This window comes from Candidatus Pantoea carbekii (genome assembly GCF_000971765.1).
In the GTDB taxonomy this organism is placed as follows: domain Bacteria; phylum Pseudomonadota; class Gammaproteobacteria; order Enterobacterales; family Enterobacteriaceae; genus Pantoea_A; species Pantoea_A carbekii.
The window spans coordinates 368,792-390,855 of sequence record NZ_CP010907.1 but is presented as its reverse complement, the minus strand read 5'-3'; the positions used below and the strand labels follow the sequence as shown (position 1 = coordinate 390,855).

Below are 22,064 nucleotides of genomic sequence, written 5' to 3'. Positions count from 1 at the left end.
TTTATATTTTTAAGATTGTGATCAAATATTATTTTGATGAATTTATTATTTATATGCTATCGGTAGTTAATAAGTTTTAACTGTTTGATTAAATTAAGATAAGCAGTGATATTATTAATTGATTAGATAATTTAAATCTATAATAATTATACAACTACTATTGTAGTAAAATTCAAGATTATCAATTAAGCATTTTATTAAAATTAGATTTGATTATAAGATGATTTCTTTAAACAGATTTTTCTTTAAGTTAAAAAAAATAATAATTTCTATTTTCATTGTATGATGTTATCGATTATTTAATAATTTAAAACTAAAACTGAACATACTTTTAGCATAATCTGAAATCTAATATATGATAAATATCAATATAAATTGAAGTATTATAATTATTTTTACTTAACAATCAGATATTGTATTTCTAATTATACATTACATATAAAGTATAAAATATAAATTGAAATACATGTTCTGATTTAAAACAGATGTTTTTAAAAAAAGATTATATTTAAAAGTATTATTAAGTCATAACGTTTGAATATAACGATATCAATTTAATAAAATTTACTTTCATTTTTTTCTGAAGAAACCTAAAAAAGTATTTTTTATAAGTTTTTATAAAGAGAATAATTACTCATTGTTATTTTGTCACTTTTAAATAATATTTAAAAAAAATTAAATTGGTGGAGACTGGCAATGACAACAGCCAATAGAATTGAAAAAGACTCAATAGGCACAATCGAAGTACCAACAGATAAATTGTGGGGAGCTCAAACACAACGTTCACTTAAATATTTTCATATCTCCACAGAAAAAATGCCTATTTCATTAATACATGCTTTAGCTACAATAAAACGTGCTATTGCACAGGTTAATTGTGATCTTGGGCTTTTGCCGAAAAAATTTGCTAATGCGATTATTAAAGCTAGTGATGAAATTCTTACTAATAAGCATGACCAAGAATTTCCATTAATGATTTGGCAAACAGGTTCTGGAACACAAACTAATATGAACATGAATGAAGTATTAGCGAATCGTGCTAGTGAAATTCTAGGCGGAAAACGAGGTCTTTCTCGCTTAGTACATCCTAATGATCATGTAAATAAATGTCAAAGTTCTAATGATGTATTTCCAACAGCTATGCATGTAGCTGCTGTCATTGCTTTAAAAAATCAATTGCTGCCACAACTTGTTGGGTTAAAAAAAACCTTAACCGACAAATCTAGACAGTTTAAAAACATAGTTAAAATTGGTCGTACTCATCTTCAAGATGCTATACCATTGACGCTCGGACAGGAAATTTCTGGTTGGGTATCAATGTTGGAACATAATTTTGAACATCTTAAAGACAGTATTCCACACTTAAGTGAATTAGCGATTGGCGCAACTGCAGTAGGTACTGGTTTAAATACACATCCTGAATATTCAGAACGAGTAGTAAAGTTATTAGCTAAATTAATAAATCAACCCTTTATCACAGCACCGAATAAATTTGAAGCCTTAGCGACTTGTGATGCATTAGTACATGCTCACGGTAAATTAAAAGGTTTAGCTGTATCTTTAATGAAAATTTCAAATGATATACGTTGGTTATCTTCCGGACCTCGCTGTGGTATCGGTGAAATTATAATTCCTGAAAATGAACCCGGCAGTTCAATTATGCCTGGAAAAGTAAACCCTACTCAATGCGAAGCACTGAACATGATTTGTTGTCAAGTAATCGGACACGATGTAGCAATTAATATTGCTGGTGCATCAGGTAATTTTGAATTAAACGTGAGTCGTCCATTAGTGATATATGATTTTTTGAAATCTATTCGTTTGCTTTCAGACGGTATGAATAGCTTTAATCATCACTGTGCAATAGGAATTCAACCAAATTATACTCGTATTAACCAATTGTTGAATAAATCATTAATGCTAGTAACAGCCTTGAGTGATCATATTGGTTATGATAAAGCGGCATCAATCGCTATGAAAGCTCATACGGAAAATCTAACTCTAAAATCTTCAGCATTAAAATTAGGTTATTTGACTGAAGAACAGTTTGATCATTGGGTATGTCCGAAAAAAATGATTGGACTCATAGAAGAATAAATATATTTAATGATACTAATTAAATATGTTGAAAGCATAATAGAATATGATTACTCACTTAGTAACTTATGGCAATAAGTGATCTCATAAAAAATTATATAGATTCTATATAAGATACTCACGATAGTAAAATAGCAGCTAAGCTTAAGTTGTATTTGCATCATTTTCCATATACATAAAATTCGTCATATTTTAACTGGTCTCTTGATTTTACTATAACACACAATAGAGTGCAGTGTATTTAATTTTTATATCAAATCATCTTTAATTACTAATTTAAGTGTTTTCCTATGCATATCTTGATGGAAAAATTAAGTTTATCACTTATTCTGAAAATAGTAGATATATTAAAGAGGTTAACGGTAAATAATTATTTTTTATTAAGATCTTATTCTTGCTCAATAGAATGGATTGCATCTACTTTTGCAATAAGATCAAATCATTCATTTTATTTCTTACCTTGATGTTATACAGCATATGCTCATATGCTGTATACGAAATTTATTCTAAATATTTTTATTTTAAAGATGAAATAAATAATTCTTTAAAACTATAGTAATAGTTATCTAATGTTCATGTGGTTTTTGTAATTTAATTATTAAACTGTGAATTGTTAATGTAATATTTTGTATTTTTATTTATATTAATTAAATTAATATGTTTTTTATTTTGTAAATAAAAGGTTCTCTACGAGAATACATACTGCTATAAACTAGCGATCGTTTTTTTAAAATTATCTTGAAAGGAAATTGTATTTTTTTGATAAAAAACAATTATATAATTGCGTGAGTAAATTTTAATTTCTCTATAATGAGAATATTTAATCAGTCATAACGATATCGTTAATATTTTGTATGATGTGATCACTACATTGACAGATTGATAATTTTGAATTTTTTAAGAAAAAGATTAACAATTATCAAATTAAAATTTTAAACGTTACTAAATTTAAAACAATTTTTATTGCATTATAGTTTTTTAAATTTTCCAGACCTACATTAGTCAATATTAAAACAGAAATAGTAATGACTTTGATTACTTACCATCTCATAAATACATTGATTTTTTTGTTGCAATGAGTAGAAAAATTCTGTTTCTATAACGATTTGGGAACCCATAGACATAACACAATGTAATGTCTATTAGCAAGTTATTAATAGTTATCTCATTAAATTTAGTTAATCAATCGATACAACATATTACTATATAAGCATTTTTAAAAAAATAGATAATATTGTAAGTTGTTTGATGTTAAAATTTTACTTATCATAAACGTAGTATATGTAAAAGTTAGTGCCATTTCCTTATATTATTCCATTGAATATTAATATAAAATATGATGAATTATGCTAGCAGTAAAAACCATATTTTATATCAATGTAATCTAAAATAAACGCAATGTCATTCAATTCGTAATTCTTCTTGCTAAAATACCCTGTATGTTTTGTATTGAATTTAGTGTGTACTAAACTTCCACTAAATATAGGTATCATTTAAAAAAATATTTATCTAAAATTGTTAGTTGTAAATTTTAATTAATGTAAAAACAATTTTACATTAATTATTTATTTTAAATTTTAATAACATGATTAATAATTGTTTTAAAAAATTTACCCTTAATTGAAGCAAAAACAAAAAATCGTTGCTTCAGTCAGTGAAATAAAGAAATGTAAGTGATAGAATACAATATTTATATTTAAAAATCAAATCATATAATATATACACTATACCATTTAGTGATATTATTTTTACAATAAAATATTCTTCAATACTTGAGAATTTCAAATGTGTTATTTTCGCAGACGCATATCTTCATCAAATAAGGATAACGTGTCTTTTAAATTAGCCTCTCCATCTACTGCACCATCAAAGTGGATTGAACGGGGATCACCACAGTTTCTACGTGTTACTTTTGCATTATTTTCAGCTGGTCTTGCTACTTTTGCTCTATTATATTATGTACAACCTATTTTACCTATTTTTTCAAAACAGTTTGGTATTTCACCAGCTGAAAGTAGCATTGCTCTTTCATTATCAACAGTATTTATGGCATTAGGTTCACTGTTTACAGGACCATTATCAGATATAGTGGGACGTAAATCAATTATGTTAATATCATTGATACTAGCTTCAATTTTTACATTATTATGTACTATCGTAACTAGTTGGCATGGAATTCTTATAATGCGTGCTTTCACTGGACTTGCTTTAAGTGGTGTAGCAGCTGTTGGTATGACGTATCTAAGTGAGGAAATTCATCCTTATGCGCTTTCATTTTCTATAGGACTATATATAAGCGGTAATTCGATTGGTGGTATGAGTGGACGTTTGTTTGTTAGTATACTTACTGATTATTTCTCCTGGACTACAGCAGTTAGTGTTATCAGTTGTTTTTCTTTTTTAAGTGCATTAATAGTATGGAAACTTTTACCTACATCTCGTCATTTTCGTCCAGTGTCTCTGTGTTTACGTAAATTGTTAATCAATTTTTGCTTACAATGGCGTGATAAAGCTCTACCATTTTTGTTTAGTGAAGGATTTTTACTAATGGGTGCATTTGTTACTTTATTTAATTATATTGGTTATCGTTTATTGAGTGCACCATGGTTTCTCAGTCAAACATTAGTAGGTTTAATTTCAATGGTTTATTTGACTGGTTCTTGGAGTTCGCCAAAAGCTGGTATTATGATTAATCGTTTTGGTCGTAGCGAAGTCATAATAGGTGGAATAGTAATGATGTTTTGTGGTTTAATTTTTATGCTATTTCAATCTTTATATATTATTTTTCTAGGCATGATCTTGTTTACTATTGGTTTTTTTGCATCACATTCTGTGACAAGTAGTTGGGTTGGTTTGCGAGCTCGTCGTGCGAAAGGCCAAGCTTCTTCATTATATTTATTTAGTTATTATATAGGTTCTAGTGTTTCCGGTACTTTAGGTGGAATATGTTGGTATAATTCAGGCTGGTATGGTGTTAGTATATTTATTAGTATGTTATTGATACTAGCCTTATTTATTGGTCTATGTTTAAAAAAACGAACGTAAAATGTTATTATATTAATTTAAACATTTTAAATTATACTGATAACTTACGCTAGCTGCGTTTTTTAAAAGAAAAGTCAAAATAGAGAAATTTTCTTCTTATATTAGAATTATATTTATATTTTAAAATTTATAGAAAACGCAGAATAACTCTTATAATTGTTTTTGTATCATAAAATAATATTTGAAAATCTTGCAATAGTAAGACATTATTTAAGGTAGATATCGAGTTTTTATTCAGCATTTACAACTATTTCTTTGTGTTTTTTGCTTACTTTTCTAATACCGGCATACCAGCAATTGAGCTCAGAGAATCTTCTTGCACCACTTGGTTAACGATATCATTTTCGCCTACTCATCATAAACTGTGCAGTATCAATATGAATGCCATGATCATTATTTTCATTTCATTCTAATACAAAATCGTAAACTATTTTAGATTGTCCGAACAATACATACATATGATTTAGTAAATGCCCCCCCAACAAGGTGAATACCAAATGCAATGTAACATTGTAACTATACAAAAATCTTGAGTAATTTTTACAATTAAATATTTGCGTTTGTAGTCTGGTGTCAACTATACCATAATAGAGTATCATGATAACTAATTTAGAAGATTTTAAAAAAATTGCGGTATGTTTTGTTCGGAAATCTCATATGGAACACTAATTGTAGTTTTACTGATAGTAATGTTAGAACCATATCTTCCAAGAACAACCGAAATTAAACAACAGTTGATTTAATTGCATTCTAAATTACATAAATAAAACTAGTATCTGAAGAATTAACTAAGTAACCCACCATGATTGATAGATGATTATTAATAATGAATGCTACTATTCCTGATATCTATAATAATTAAAAATTAAACATTGCAATTATGACTGGCATCTTTGATGCCATCCATCGTTGATACTGCTAAAAAATACTAGCCAAAAATCACACTACTAAAATTACTAATAACTATAAAATAATTTGATTATCATTACTGTTGTCATTCCATCAAAATTATAGTAATAATGGAAAAGAAAAAACAAAGTAATTGAATTGGTTATATCTCTATATTATAATATTAATACGCATCAAGAAGTGTGATTAGATAATTCACGAAATGTTACTACTGAATTCCTACAAAGAAAAGCACCTACAAATATATCAAAAAATTTCTATTAAATAAATCTTCCGTATTAGAATCAAACAATGCAACATTTTTTAGTAATAAATGTTGAAACTTACTAGTACAGCTATAATTCAACAACATTATGTAAAATAGCAATTAATTCTGAAATTTTAGTTATTGTAACTGTTTACTATGTATATACCAATCGAGTCGCCGATTACTACTGATAATATAATTCAAATTAAATAATTTTATTTTAACTAAAAATACTTGTAAACAGCGTAATATACATTCCAATAATACCGTAAACATTGCTTCTTTTTAGGTTTCATATTTAGAAAGACTGATAAAATTAAAATAAAAAATTTTTTAAAACAAAAAGTTATTTATTAAAATACCGAATATGATGTTGTGACCTCTTAATCTTTACGAAACATTTTTAACATCTGCATAACAACAAAACTGCCAAAGATATTGAAACTCATAATTAATATGCCGCTAAATGCTCAATATAATTCAATAACTATAACCAATGTGTAATATTACTATTATAATAATAAAATTAACATTCATATTAGAAATTAAAATATACGTGGAAAATGGCTGCGTATAGCCTTCAATGCAAGAAAGCATAAATATTTTAAAGGTGTATTACTAATTTTAATAAAAATATTAGCAAGATAAATGAAAATCACTATAAATGTAATAAATATTATATATTTGAGGTATATTTAAAAAAAATGTATTGTTTTTTTAGTTGTTGTAATACAAGGTTGTAATATTAATTTTGATAACTAAAATATTTATTTTACTAATAGTGGCTAGGTCATGCTGGCTTAATAAATTACGCTGATACTCTTTATCAGAAAATCATTTAACTAAATGATAATTTTACGGTTTGCTTTATAAAAAAGAAATTCTATTAAATTCAATATGGTATTAAAATCACATTGACATACTGGCATAAATAAACAAGCAGATTAAAACATATAGTCCATAATCTTTACTTTATTATTAGTTAATACAACTTGGCTAGCTACAGTGAATGCACAGTTTCTGCCTACTTTTTCTGCTAAATCAAGAATTACACTATGCTTTGATAATATTTCAACAGTAATTAATTTAGGTGTCTAGTTTTCTAAAAATAATGAAGTAAAGTAGAGGTAACAACATCTACATTGTTCGTTTGATAAGAAACCACCTCTGTTTGCGATTTGATAAATCTTTTTAGTGTATCTTTTCATAATCATTGATATTGATCATAGTTTTTTGTCTTCTTGAATGGTTCATTCTAAAAATTCAGCTCCTGTGCTGTGAATTGATTTTTCATTACATTAAGGTAAGTATTTAAAATACGTACAATTTTACCTAGACTTCTAGTAGTACCGAGTTGCAGCTCATCTAAAGACTACTGCGGTACCTGTAACAATAAATTTTAGCAGCAGAAATTTCACTTAAGACGATAATTTAATTGTTAAAAAACCGATAGATTTATATGCAGCTTCAATAATCACTCAATAACCAGGAATACTACACATTGCACTTACGTATATGCAAATATTAACCGGGATAAAAATGTCCAGACACGATCTGTAGGTATAATAGTAATTTTAAATTTAGCTAATATTTCTAATAATTCTTCATTAACATGCGGCCAAAAGGAAGCATATTAAAATACCAATTGTACGTATTAGTTCTATTTTTTTGATTATTCGGTAAATTAAGTTTTAAGATAATATCTTTCAATGTCATGTTGATATTATTAATAGTAGCCCATGTAGTGATGAAATTTTCATCTTGGTAATAAAATTTTACTGCTGTATTTTATTTAATACTTACATTAATTAAATCCCATATTGATTAATATTTTGACATTCTTCTGAATAGCAGCGACACGTGATTCGTTAGATAAATGTTTTTAGGTATTTCGATTAACATATTCTTTTCTCTATTTTTTATAAACATTTCCTTTTTAATAAATTGTAAAAACATCTCATTATTTTAAGGTTTTACATAAAAATAATGTGTATCCATTTTTGGATAATTATTTTAACTTAATATGATTAATATAATAATTCATTATTTAAGTATACAAACTTAATTTGTACCTCTTTTAAAAATTAATTAAATAATTTTTAATTGCATAAAATTCTTTCTATAAAGAAAAAGAAATTTTATAGAGAAACAAGATATACAATTATAAATATCAATTGATATATTTGTTCAATACATTCATTTTAATGACTTATTAGAAATAAAATAATGTTAAAATTAGTAGTTATATATATTTAATGTCTTTAAAAATTGATATGAAATGAACAATTTATTAACACATTTTAAATACATTGAAATATTTTTAAAGATAAATTAGTATCCTCAATTATGTACTTGCTAAAAGTATTCAAAATAGCTAAATTTTCAGTTTAGTAATAAAAAATATACTAACTATATAATGATATTATATCATATATAATTTGTTGATTTACTTTTTGCACAGCATTACTTTAAGTTATAAAAATTTTAATTAAGTCATATTATTATAAATAATAATAAAGAGTCTTTTATTTTAAGTATTCTAGTGTAGTTATTGCTAATTCTGATCTCAAATATTAATTGAATTGCTCTGATAAGACTAGATGAATATAATACTTTCATTATATAAACAATAAAAAATTAATAACAAAAAAAAGTAATATGCAACATCAACTATATTTAAAAAGTAAACATAATGTTTTTAAGTAAAAATCTGTTTTGATTTTTTAAAAGTTTCATAACTTCATGTATTTTAATTTATTTAACTTGCTAAGTTGTCTTTATCTCAATGATATTATTAATTGTTTTCCAAAAAAAAATTAATTGATTATATCTATGATAAAGAATTAAAATTTAATGACTGAACATAAATATTTGATCATTTTTTTTAAGTTTTCTATATTCGTACATTAAAAACTAAGATAGTTTAACTAACTGAATTTAAAGTAAATAAAAATTACGATAATTCATCGAATTAATTAACTAAAAGGATTACAATATATGTGCTTCCTTTCCGGTAAGCGAATTTTAATTACTGGTATAGCAAGTAAACTATCGATTGCTTACGGTATTGCACAAGCAATGCATAAACAAGGTGCAGAATTAGCACTTACTTACCAACATGATAGATTGAAAAACCGCATAAAAAAATTTGCTAAAGAACTCGATTCGGATATTGTTCTACCGTGTGATGTATCAGAAGATAAAAGTATTATTGCGCTTTTTAATGAATTAAAAAAATTTTTTCCAACTTTTGATGGTTTAATTCATTCCATTGCTTTTGCACCCAGTGATCAACTAGATGGTGATTATGTCAATACAGTAACACGCCAAGCTTTCCAAACGACTCACGATATTAGTGCATATAGCTTTGTAGCTATGGCAAAATATTGTCGTTCAATGTTAAATAGAAATTCTTCATTATTGACTCTTTCTTATTTAGGAGCAGAACGTGTTATTCCACACTACAATGTCATGGGTGTTGCCAAGGCATCTCTAGAAGCTAATGTTCGTTATATGGCAAACTCTATGGGTCCAGAGGGTATTAGAGTAAACGCTATATCTGCAGGTCCAATTCGTACTTTAGCAGCATCTGGTATTAAGAATTTCCGTCAAATGTTAGTTTATTGTGAAAATTTTTCTCCAATGCGTCGTACAGTAACCATTGAGGATATAGGTAATGTTGCAGCTTTTTTGTCTTCAAATTTAGCTAACGGTATTACTGGTGATGTAATATATGTTGACTGTGGATTTAATATTATGGCAATGAAACCAGATTTTAAATAAGTTTTTTGAAATACTGATTTAATCTTAATAATAATCTTAATAAGTATTGACTTTATTTATAAAAATTTACAAAAAAATTTTATTTAGAAAATAAATAGATCTTAGTTGCGATATATTAGTATGATTTATAGCAATATTATATTAATTTTTAACTCAGATACATTGAACTAATTAATATAAATATTTTTACTTATAATTTGTAATTAACATAGCTCGTTATACTATCCAATTTGTAGTGTATGTTAATTCAATACATTTTAAATATGCTATATTTTCATTTAGTATGTCTTTATTTAAGTAATATGTTAGCTAAATACGTATAATGACAAATATTGTAATAGATTTATTACAATATTAAATTTATTTGATACTATTTTAATAGTTATCTATGAATGAATATTATTGGTTAAATTAATAATGAATCTGTGTAGACTATGAAATTTAAATCTGATATTAAACCCTATGATGCTGCTGCTGGTGGTTGGGATTCATTAAAATCAACTACTCGGTTTGTTTTCGATAGTAAATTGGTACTAAAAAATATACGTAATTTACTTCGTATGAATAAAATACATGGGTTTGATTGTCCAGGTTGTGCATGGGGTGATAATAATACTAGCACTTTAAGTTTTTGTGAAAATGGGGCTAAAGCAGTAGCTTGGGAAGCAACACGTCGTATTGTGGGACCGAGTTTTTTTTCTCAATATAGTGTTGCTAAACTTTACCAAAAAAGTAATTATTTCCTTGAATATCAAGGTCGTCTAACACATCCTATGTATTACAATAATAAAACTGATCACTACGAATCTATTAGTTGGGATAATGCTTTTACTGTGATTTCAAAACATTTAAAAGCTATGGATCACCCAAATCAACTTGAGCTATACACTTCAGGTCGTACTAGCAATGAAGCTGCTTGGCTTTATCAACTTTTTGGTCGTTTAATTGGTACTAATAATTTTCCTGACTGTTCTAACATGTGTCATGAGGCAAGTAGTATTGCACTACAAGAGAGCATAGGTGTAGGTAAAGGAACCATTCGCCTAGACGATTTTAATCATGCCGATGCGATCTTTATTTTTGGACAAAACCCTGGAACTAATCATCCACGTATGTTGCATAGTTTGCGTCATGCAGCTAATAATGGCGCAAAAATTATCACTTTCAATACACTTCGTGAAAGAGCACTAGAACGTTTTTCTAACCCTCAGAAACCACTGGAACTAATCACATCTCTTTCCAAAAAAGTCAGTTTTGCTTATTATCAACCAAATCTTGGTGGTGATATGGCTGCAATTCGTGGTATAGTCAAAGTATTATTAGAAATGCATCGTATTCAATTAAAAGCGAAAGGAAAAGGTATTTTTGATCAATATTTTATTGATCAAAATACAAAAGGTATACATGCTTACATTGAGGCTGTAGACAATACATCATGGCATGATATTATTAGTCAGTCTGGTTTGAAAGAACTGCAAATTCGTGAAGCAGCGCAGATTTATCAAAAGTCCAATCGTGTTATTATTACTTGGGCTATGGGTATTACTCAGCATAAACACTCAGTACATACTATACGCGAAATTGTGAATTTACAGCTATTATTTGGACAGCTAGGTAAGAAAGGTGCCGGTATTTGCCCAGTTCGCGGTCATAGTAATGTGCAAGGTAATCGCACAATGGGTATAAATGAAAGACCTCAAAAATCTTTTCTCAATGCACTGGGCTCTTATTTTTCATTTAATCCTTCAGAGGAGCCGGGTCATTGTACTGTAACAGCTTTACAAGAAATGTTAAATAATAAAGTCAAAGTATTCATTGCGTTAGGAGGAAATTTAGCTTCAGCAGCACCTGATTCCTTACTAACAGAAAAAGCTTTAAAGCAATGTGGTTTGACCGTACATATTAGTACTAAACTAAATCGCAGTCATTTAGTACCAGGAAAAGAGTCTTTAATTTTACCAGCATTAGGACGTACTGAACGTGATCAACAAAAAAGCGGTAATCAATATATTACTGTCGAAGATTCTTTTAGCATGGTACATGCTTCAGAAGGTATTGGACTTCCGTTGACTCATACTCAACGTTCAGAAATAGCAATCATTGCTGGCATTGCTTATAATACTCTTGGTAACAATAAAGTAGATTGGTTAACATTGGCAGGTAACTACAACTTGATCCGTGATCAGATCGCTGCTATAATCCCTGGTTTTGCTAATTTCAATACAAGATGTAATATGTCTAAAGGATTTTATTTAGGTAATTCAGCGGCCAAGTTGAATTTTAAAACATATTCCGGTCGAGCTGAATTTAGCGCTACTGCATTACCAAATTCACTATTTCCGACCTTTGAGGACAGCAAACAAATTTCTTTTTTATTACAAACGTTACGATCACATGACCAATATAATACTACAATTTATGGTCTTGATGACCGTTATCGTGGTATTTACGGACAGCGTGAAGTAGTACTTATTAATCCAAGAGATATAAAATTTCTTGGTTTGACTGAAGGGGCATTAGTAGACATTGAAACGTTATGGAATGATGGTATTACACGTCGTGTTACTGGATTCAAGTTGGTTAAATATAATATTCCGCGCGGTAACCTCGCAGCTTATTATCCAGAAACTAATCCTTTAGTTCCTCTCTCTAGCTACGGTGATCAAAGTCATACTCCCACTTCAAAATCGATCCCGGTGAAACTAACATTGAGTGTTTTTTCAAATAATTCTACTTTAAAAGTAAATATGATTTAAATTTTATACTTAAAAAGTTATATTAAATCTTGCTGCATAAATATTGCCAGTAATTAACGTAAAATCATCAACTATTTTAGACTATGTAAAGTATACGAATAATGTTCCAAGATAATATACTCCTAGCTCAGCTTAAAAAAACACTTCATGCACAAATTCCACGCGTTGAAGGTATTGTAAAAAAAACAGAAAAAAGTTTTGGTTTTCTTGAAATCGATACCCAGAAAAGTTATTTTATCCCACCGATACATATGAAAAAAGTAATGCATGGTGATCGAATTATAGCGTTAATCCGTATTGATAAAAATAGAGAAAGTGCCGAACCAGAGTCGCTTGTTGAACCATTTTTAACTCGTTTTGTAGGACGTGTTCAAAAAAAAGAGAGCTATCTATCGATCATTCCTGATCATCCGCTTTTAAAAGATGCTATACAGTGCCGTCCTATCAATAATCTACATCATGAGTTTCAAACTGGTGATTGGGCTGTTGCTCAATTGCGAGATCACCCTTTAAAGGGTGATCTCGGATTTTATGCTGAATTAACTGAATTTATTACCACAGCAAACGATGATCTTGCACCATGGTGGGTTACATTATCACGTTATAATTTGGAACGTGAGGCGCCTGAGGAAATAAATTTTAGTAACATGCTTAGTGAAGAGCACTCGCAACGTCACGATCTTACTGCTTTAGATTTTATCACAATTGATAATGCTAGTACTGAAGATATGGATGATGCATTATATGTTACTGAAAATTTAAAAGGTGATTTTTGTTTAACTATAGCTATTGCTGATCCAACAGCTTATATTTCAGAAGGTAGTGAATTGGATAAGCAAGCTGCTCAACGTGCATTTACCAATTACTTGCCAGGTTTTAATATTCCAATGCTACCACGCAAACTATCTGATCATCTATGTTCATTACGTCCAAATGTGAGCCGTCCAGCATTAGTATGTCGTGTATCTGTGCTTAAAGACGGTAGTGTAAAAGATGATATTGATTTTTTTACTGCTTGGATTAAATCTAAAGCTAAATTAGTGTATGATCAAGTTTCGGATTGGATTGAAGAAGTTAAAGACGACTGCTGGAAACCAGAAAATGAAGTAATTATACAACAGATTAATCTATTACGCCGTTTATGTTTGGCAAGATGGAAATGGCGTAAAACCCATGCACTAGTGTTTCAAGAACGTCCAGATTACCGTTTTATTTTTGGCCAAAAAAGCGAAGTACTAGATATTGTTGCTGAACCACGTCGTATTGCTAATCGCATAGTAGAAGAAGCAATGATTTTAGCTAATATATGTGCTGCTAAAATACTTAGAGATAAACTTGGTTTTGGTATTTATAATGTACATACTGGTTTTGATTTAATAAATGCTGAACAAATATCTAACATTCTTTCCAGTCACGGTATTGTTGTTGATCCTAAAAAAATTACAACGCTAGATGGTTTTTGTCAATTGCGTCGTCAACTTGATGCACAACCTACCCAGTATCTTAATAGTTGTATTCGTCGTTTTCAATCTTTTACAGAAATTAGTACTAGACCTGGACCACATTTTGGACTCGGTTTGGACGTTTATGCAACTTGGACTTCACCGATTCGTAAATTTGGAGATATGATTAATCATCGTTTACTAAAAGCAATTTTGCGTGGAAAAACTATCATGTGTCCCGATGATAAATTGACTAAAATCATGAAAGAACGTCGGCGATTAAACCGTATGGCTGAACGTGATGTAAACGATTGGCTTTACGCAAGTTTTTTAGTTCATTTTGCAGGTGTCAACAAGCAGTATTTCAGTGCTGAAATTATTGATATTTTACGAGCGGGTATGCGTATACGTTTACAAAAAAATGGAGCTATTGCTTTCATTCCTAGTAGTTTTATTCATTCATTTCGGGATGAATTAATTTGTTCACAGGAAAATGGAACTTGTCAAATTAAAGGGAAAATTATGTATCGCGTTACAGATGTTATAAATGTCACTATTGTTAAAGTGAATATGGAAACACGTAGTGTAATTGCAAATTTAGTTACTTGAATCATGACATATACTGTTATTTCTTTAAAAAAAGTTGATTAATATGCATTAAAATTTTTTCAATATAAATAATTATTAATTCTAATATTATTGAGTAATTAAATATTGATATATTACAATAGTGGAATATTGTACTTTTATTTTTTAAACCCTTTTTCTTGCAAAGATCAATTAACATTGTGTTAATGAGTGTAGAATATACTCTAGCATAGCAACGGGGTTAGAGGATTGTGTGATAGGTCGTCCAATGACCATGTAATCTACACCAGCTAGTTTGGCTTGATAGGGCGTCATAATACGACGTTGATCTTGAATATTGTTAGTACATAACCTAATACCTGGTGTTACTAGTAAGAAATTTTGGCTAATTTGTTTCTTAAAATGCGCTGCTTCGTTTGCAGAACAGACAATACCATCTAACCCACATTCATATGCCAAACACGCTAGGCGTTCAGCTTGTTGCATAGGTGTTAGTTTGATACCTATTCTTTGCAGATCTTCTACATTTATACTAGTAAGCACAGTCACGCCTATAAGTAAGGGAGCATCGTTTCCGAATGGTACTAATGCTTCACATGCTGCATCTAACATCCTTGCCCCGCCACTAGCATGAGTACTTAACATCCATACTCCCAAATTTGCTGCTGCAGATATAGATCGAGCTGTAGTATTTGGAATATCATAGAATTTAAGATCAAGAAAAACTTGAAAATGACGATCGTGTAGCATTTTAATGAGCGATGGGCCAAACAATGTAAACATTTCTTTCCCTACTTTTAAACGACATTGTGTTGGATCAATGCGATCAACAAATTGCAGTGCTTCATTAAGACTATTATAATCCAGTGCTACCACAACAGGAGAGGTAATACTAACCATAAAGCTTCCTTATCATTATTTTAATGATGTATCTAATATTGAAATTAATTACTTTAGTAGGTATGAATTATTTATAAAAAATATTTCCCTATATATTAAATTGAGATAAAAATCAGCTTGACTTGTATATTAAGATCAAAAAAAGAAAAGTTCATAAAATACATAAAATGATATTGTTTTATTAGGAACAAAATTTGGTTTTTAATTTATTTAATATCATATCATTATAAATGATTTGATAAGGATGTTTTATATGATTATCTATATAATAGATTAAAATCAAATGCCATAAAATAAACTATTAGAAAAAGATCTTCTTTCTCTATTTGTGTAAATATTTAATTTTTCATTGAATACAAACAAAAGAAACAGTATTTCTACATTATAGAAAGTAAATGTCTTATGCTATGATTAATCGAGTGATAAACATAAAATGACTAAAGTCAAAATTTGAAATTTTTTATTTATATATTAAAAAGTTAAAATAAGAGCCGTGATCATTATATATTCGAATTATTAAATAGTTAGCAAAAAATTTTGTTTATATGTTGTTGAATTGTCTGTTTTAAAATAAAAATTTGGTTAGAGATGTAATCTGCTAATTATTTTTTCTCAATTAGCAATAGTTAAAAATTTATAAAAATGATTAACTAAACATAACACTATATTCACTAACAGCCAAGACATTAGTATTGCTGCTATCAAATCACATGGCCAGTGCATACCTAATAACAACCGACTACTCATCACCATTATTGTCCAAATAAATAGCATTACTATCATTATTCTAATATGTCGACGTAGCCACCTTAAACTAACAATTAACATTGTCCATGTAGTAGCAAAAATTGTATGACCTGAAGGAAATGAACAATCAGTTTCTAAAGCCCAATGTTTTTTTAACCATGGTGATATTTCAAAAGTGTTATTTAGTAATGTACATACCATTCGACTACGTTCTTGTCGATTGAGGTGATAGAATCGATCTTTTTTAATTCCATATTTATTTTGCAGCCACATAACATAAGGACGCGGTAAATTTATGTATTTTTTTATATAAATTTGACTCAATTGCCCAATTAAAATTGTACTATTCATAATAATAATTAAAAAAAAAGTATGTAATAAATTAAAACGCAATAACCATAAAATCCAAGCACTCAATAATAAACTAGTTAACATACCCCAAGGAAAAGAGATAGTTTGCGTAATCCAAAACATTAAATGTAGTATTTTGTTTGATTTTCCTGGTTGCCATGTCCATCCAGATAACGATACACTTATAGGCATTAATAACAAAAGAAATAAACTAATTGTCGTACGTTGTATAATTTGTAACATTTTTTACCCATTATATTTTTTAATGCTGTTTCTGTCAAAAATAATATATATTCAAAATATTAAATTATTAATTTTTATTCTAATAATATTCGTTATTTTATTTATTAAATATCAATTGACTACTTGAGCTTCGATTATGGCACAACAGCAATCTTTACAGATCTATCATCCATCATAAATAATAGTCCTGTATCCTATAAGTTTCTGGAGAGTCACATGCAGCTTAAACGAGTAACAGAAGCTACATTACCAACACCATGGGGCGATTTTCTATTAGTTGGTTTTGAAGAAATGTCAACTGCTCATAATCATATTGCATTAGTTTATGGCGATATTCACAATTATCATAAGCCTATACTAGTACGCATACACTCTGAATGTTTAACAGGTGATGCATTGTTCAGTTTACGTTGTGATTGTGGATTTCAATTACAAGCTGCATTAACAGCCATTGCTGACAAAGGCTGTGGTGTATTGTTGTATCATCGACAAGAAGGTCGTAATATTGGGCTTCTTAATAAAATTCGTGCCTATGCATTACAAGATAAAGGTTACGATACGGTAGAAGCAAACCATCAACTTGGTTTTGCTGATGATGAACGAGATTTTACCTTATGTGCTGATATGTTAAAACTTTTATTAATTAAAAAAGTATTGCTATTAACTAACAATCCGCATAAAGTTGAGATACTCACTAAATGCGGAATTAATATTATCCAGCGTGTTCCTTTAATTGTGGGACGTAATGCTAAAAATGCATACTACCTTGATACTAAAGAAAAAAAAATGGGTCACCTACTTCGTTAATAGAAAGTATGCATTTTTTATTTAAGCATGTTACGAATCATATACTGTAAAATGCCTCCGTTTTGGTAATACATCAATTCGGATTTAGTATCAATACGGCACTGTGTTTCTAGCGTTTCGCATTTACCATTAATACGTTTTAATATTATTTTTATCTTACAGTTAGGTTTAATTTGAGAAAATTCACATAACTCTATGCTTTCATCACCTTCTATGCATAATGTTTTACGTGTTATACCCGGTAAAAATTCTAATGGTAAAATTCCCATACCAATTAGATTTGAACGATGAATACGTTCAAAAGATTCTGCAATAATTATACAAACACCTTGTAAACGTGGTCCTTTTGCTGCCCAATCACGGCTTGAACCTGAACCGTATTCTTTTCCAGCAATAATAACAAGTGATATTCCTTCTGTTTTATATCTCATAGCTGCATCATAAATAGAAAGAATTTCATTGCTAGGAAAATGTCTAGTATATCCACCCTCAATACCTGATATCATCTCATTACGAATACGAGTATTAGCAAATGTACCGCGTATCATTACTTCATAATTACCACGTCGTGAACCATAAGAATTAAAATCATTCTCCTCAATTCCATTTTCTAATAAATATCGTCCTGCTGGACTGTTTGCCTTAATACTTCCAGCTGGTGAAATATGATCGGTTGTTACTGAATCACCATATATTGCTAAAATACGTGCTCCTTTAATTTTTTTTTCTGTATGAAATGTTTTTTCCATTTTTTCAAAAAAAGGAGACGGTTGAATATAAGTTGAAGCTTTATTCCAATTATATGTTTCGAAATCACTAACTTGAATTTTTTGCCAACTAGAGGTACCGAGAAATATTTTAGCATATTGTTTTTTAAACATATCACTAGTGATTTTTTCTAAAACTTCTGAAATTTCTTCTCTAGATGGCCAAAGATCCTTTAAAAAAATATCGTTACCCTGCCGATCTTTTGCGATTGCATCTGTCTGCAAATTAATCTTTATATTACCTGCTAATGCATAAGCTACTACTAATGGCGGCGAAGCTAACCAGTTAGTTTGAACTAACGGATGGATTCGTCCTTCAAAATTTCGGTTTCCAGAAAGCACTGCAGCTACTGTTAAATTTCTTTTTTTAATGGTATTTTCAATATGACGTGATAATGAGCCAGAATTTCCAATACAGGTAGTGCAACCATAGCCTACTAAATTAAATCCTAATTTATCGAGATGGGGTGTCAATTGTGTAATAGTTAGGTAAGTGGACACCACTTTTGAACCTGGTGCTAGAGATGTTTTAACCCAGTTCTTACATCTTAAACCATATTTTATGGCTTTTTTTGCTAATAAACCTGCAGTTATTAAAACGCTTGGATTAGAAGTATTAGTACAAGAAGTAATAGCCGCTATAACTACTGCACCATGGTCCAATTGATCTTTTTTACTCTGATCACATTTATAACGAATATTATAGAAATTTGGTAAATTCTTTATTTTTTGCTTATTGGCAAGAGAAAATGCAGAGGGTACATCACTTAATAATACACGATCTTGCGGTCGTTTTGGACCTGCTATACAGGATTCTACTTCTTTAATATTAAGGGTTAAAGTACTAGTAAAAATAGGCTCATCACCTATATTACGCCATAAACCTTGTTTTTTAGCATAAATTTCAACTAATTCAATTTGTTCTTCATCTCGTCCAGTAAGTCTTAAGTACTTTAATGTAATTGCATCAATAGGAAAAAAAGCACAAGTTGCCCCATATTCTGGTGCCATGTTAGAGATAGTTGCACGATCTGCTAACGATAAATTTTCTAATCCGTCTCCGTAAAATTCAACAAATTTACCAACTACACCTTTTTTTCGTAGCATTTGCGTTACGGTTAAAACCAAATCGGTAGCGGTAATACCAGGAGACAATGTACCTATAAATTTAAATCCAATAATATCAGGAACTAATATTGAAATAGGTTGACCTAACATTGCTGCTTCAGCTTCAATACCTCCAACACCCCATCCAAGAACACCAAGCGCATTAATCATTGTAGTATGAGAATCTGTACCCACTAAGGTATCTGGATAAACTATTGTTTTACCATCTTGTATTTGATTCCAAATAATTTTAGCTAAATATTCAAGGTTAACTTGATGGCAAATACCAGTACCTGGGGGTACTACACGAAAACGATCAAAAGTTTTTTGTCCCCAACGTAAAAATATATAGCGTTCTTGGTTACGTTCCATTTCAAGATTTACATTTTTAGTAAATGCATATTTATTACCAAAATAGTCTACAGATATTGAATGATCAATAACTAAATCAACAGGTAAAATTGGGTTAACTTTCTTTATATTGCCACCTAAGCGTTTTACTGCATTTCGCATTGAAGCTAAATCCACAATTGCAGGAACGCCTGTAAAATCCTGCATTAAGATACGTGCTGGTCGGTAAGGAATTTCACAATCAATATGGGCATTTTTTTGCCATTTTACTATCGATTGTATATGTTCTTCTTGAATAGAATCAGCATCCTGCCAACGAAGTAAATTTTCTAGAAGAACTTTCATAGATTTAGGTAAACGATCAATATTACCTAAATGCTGAGCTGCTTTAAGCAAACTATAATAATGATATTGTTTTCCACTACAATATAGAGTATCTTTACTATGCTCATGCAATATTAAAGACATATACTCTCCTTCATTGAATATATATTACATATCTTCAGTTAAAGTAACATGATATACATATCTCTACTACATTTGAGCTTATAATGCTAGCTAATGATAGAATACATTAATAAAATTGAAATAAGGAAAAATAAACTTTTACTTGATTTGAATAAAGTTTTTTCTCAGCGAGAGGTTTTGTTGATAAATAGTATACTGTTTTTTATTTACAATTGATTTAATATTATTTTATCTTTCCAGCACAAATTAAAATTTCTGAGAAAGCAATATCAGTTTTAAAAAAATTACAAGCTACCAAATTGGTATTTAAAATAAAAATTTCATAAAGTATCGATCGGATATCTTATGAAATAATTATTTATAATTATTTAAAAGGTAATTTAATGTTATGAAACATAGCATTAATATCTTCATGTGAACGGAGAGAAAGTGCCTTATCCACTATATTTCGTGTAAGATGTTGAGCAAAAAGTTGAATAAAATCATACATATAACTTCTCATGAATGTACTACGTTTAAACCCAATTTTTGTAGTATTCGTAGCAAAAATTTCTGGCATGTTAATACATACTAAATCTGTATCAGTTATTGAATCAACAGCCATACTTGCAATAACACCGACTCCTAAACCTAAACGTACATAAGTTTTAATAATATCTGCATCAGTGGCTGTAAACACAATACGTGGAGTCAAACCTATACTATTAAAAGCTGTATCTAATTCTGAACGGCCTGTAAAACCAAATGTATAAGTAATAAGTGGAAAATCTGCTAATTCTTGAAGCGTTATATGTTTTTTTCTAGCTAAAGAGTGGTTTTTCATAACGATGACAGAACGACCCCAATTATAACAAGGTAACATAATAAGATCGTCGTACAGATGAAGTGCTTCAGTAGCAATAGCAAAATCAGCATTACCTTTAGAAACAGCTTCCATAATTTGGATAGGCGAACCTTGATGCATATGTAATGATACTCGAGGATATCGTTTAATAAAACCTTTAATTACATTAGGTAAGGCATAACGTGCTTGAGTATGTGTAGTAGCAACGTAAAGTGAACCCTTATCTGGCCAAGTATGTTCTCCCGCAAGAGATTTAATAGCATCTATTTTGCATAATATCTCACGTGAAATTCTTATAATTTCTTCACCAGCAGGAGTTATTTGTGTTAAATGTTTGCCATTACGTATAAAAATTTGTATACCTAACTCATCTTCTAACATACGTACTTGCTTGCTAATACCCGGCTGTGATGTATATAAGCCTTCCGCTGTTGAAGAAACATTAAGGTTATGATTAACTACCTCAACGATGTAACGCAACTGTTGCAATTTCATGGCTATATTTTCCCAATAGCATTGTAGTGCATGCTAAAAAATACCTATGTACTCATTTGATATCAATAAAAAGGAAATCTTATGATCAATTAAAAAATAAATATAAACAATCAATAT

General features: G+C 29.3%; 10 protein-coding genes. 6 read left to right on the top strand and 4 right to left on the bottom strand.

All coding sequences use genetic code 11. From position 1 onward, the window contains the following. Nucleotides 1-696 precede the first annotated feature (696 nt). The 5 genes from fumC to BMSBPS_RS01295 all read left to right on the top strand — a co-directional run bounded on the left by fumC (nt 697) and on the right by BMSBPS_RS01295 (nt 14,888). Nucleotides 697-2,097: a class II fumarate hydratase gene (gene fumC, locus BMSBPS_RS01315; protein WP_022564625.1), complete on the top strand. Its 1,401-nt coding sequence runs from the start codon at nt 697-699 to the stop codon at nt 2,095-2,097. Between the two features lie 1,785 nt (nt 2,098-3,882). After that, nucleotides 3,883-5,142, top strand: a complete 1,260-nt coding sequence (locus BMSBPS_RS01310; protein WP_044170014.1) for an MFS transporter — start codon at nt 3,883-3,885, stop codon at nt 5,140-5,142. A gap of 4,153 nt (nt 5,143-9,295) precedes the next feature. Then, nucleotides 9,296-10,081, top strand: a complete 786-nt coding sequence (locus BMSBPS_RS01305; protein WP_022564623.1) for an SDR family oxidoreductase — start codon at nt 9,296-9,298, stop codon at nt 10,079-10,081. A 434-nt stretch (nt 10,082-10,515) separates the two neighbouring features. After that, the gene (locus BMSBPS_RS01300; protein WP_046201100.1) at nt 10,516-12,837 is read left to right on the top strand and encodes an FdhF/YdeP family oxidoreductase; all 2,322 of its coding nucleotides are present in this window, start codon (nt 10,516-10,518) and stop codon (nt 12,835-12,837) included. A 101-nt stretch (nt 12,838-12,938) separates the two neighbouring features. Then, nucleotides 12,939-14,888, top strand: coding sequence for an exoribonuclease II (locus BMSBPS_RS01295; RefSeq protein ID WP_022564621.1), 1,950 nt, complete (start codon nt 12,939-12,941; stop codon nt 14,886-14,888). A 171-nt stretch (nt 14,889-15,059) separates the two neighbouring features. On the opposite strand, the gene pyrF is transcribed toward BMSBPS_RS01295, so the two are convergent. Both pyrF and pgpB read right to left on the bottom strand, forming a co-directional pair. Beyond that, nucleotides 15,060-15,767 (bottom strand): orotidine-5'-phosphate decarboxylase, encoded by a 708-nt coding sequence (pyrF, locus tag BMSBPS_RS01290; RefSeq protein WP_022564620.1) that lies wholly within the window; start codon nt 15,765-15,767, stop codon nt 15,060-15,062. A 612-nt stretch (nt 15,768-16,379) separates the two neighbouring features. Next, complete coding sequence (gene pgpB / locus BMSBPS_RS01285; protein ID WP_022564619.1) at nt 16,380-17,108, bottom strand: phosphatidylglycerophosphatase B; 729 nt, start codon at nt 17,106-17,108, stop codon at nt 16,380-16,382. Nucleotides 17,109-17,324: 216 nt separating this feature from the next. Here pgpB and ribA point away from each other — a divergent pair, with 216 nt between their 5' ends. Then, entirely contained in the window at nt 17,325-17,915 is a 591-nt protein-coding gene (ribA, locus tag BMSBPS_RS01280) for a GTP cyclohydrolase II (RefSeq protein ID WP_022564618.1), read from the top strand. Nucleotides 17,916-17,932: 17 nt separating this feature from the next. Here the strand turns inward: ribA and acnA are convergent, their stop codons facing one another. After that, on the bottom strand, nt 17,933-20,608 hold the full coding sequence (acnA, locus tag BMSBPS_RS01275) for an aconitate hydratase AcnA (protein ID WP_046201099.1): 2,676 nt from the start codon (nt 20,606-20,608) through the stop codon (nt 17,933-17,935). 364 nt (nt 20,609-20,972) lie between these two features. Beyond that, nucleotides 20,973-21,947: an HTH-type transcriptional regulator CysB gene (gene cysB / locus BMSBPS_RS01270; protein ID WP_022564616.1), complete on the bottom strand. Its 975-nt coding sequence runs from the start codon at nt 21,945-21,947 to the stop codon at nt 20,973-20,975. Between the last annotated feature and the right edge of the window lie 117 nt (nt 21,948-22,064).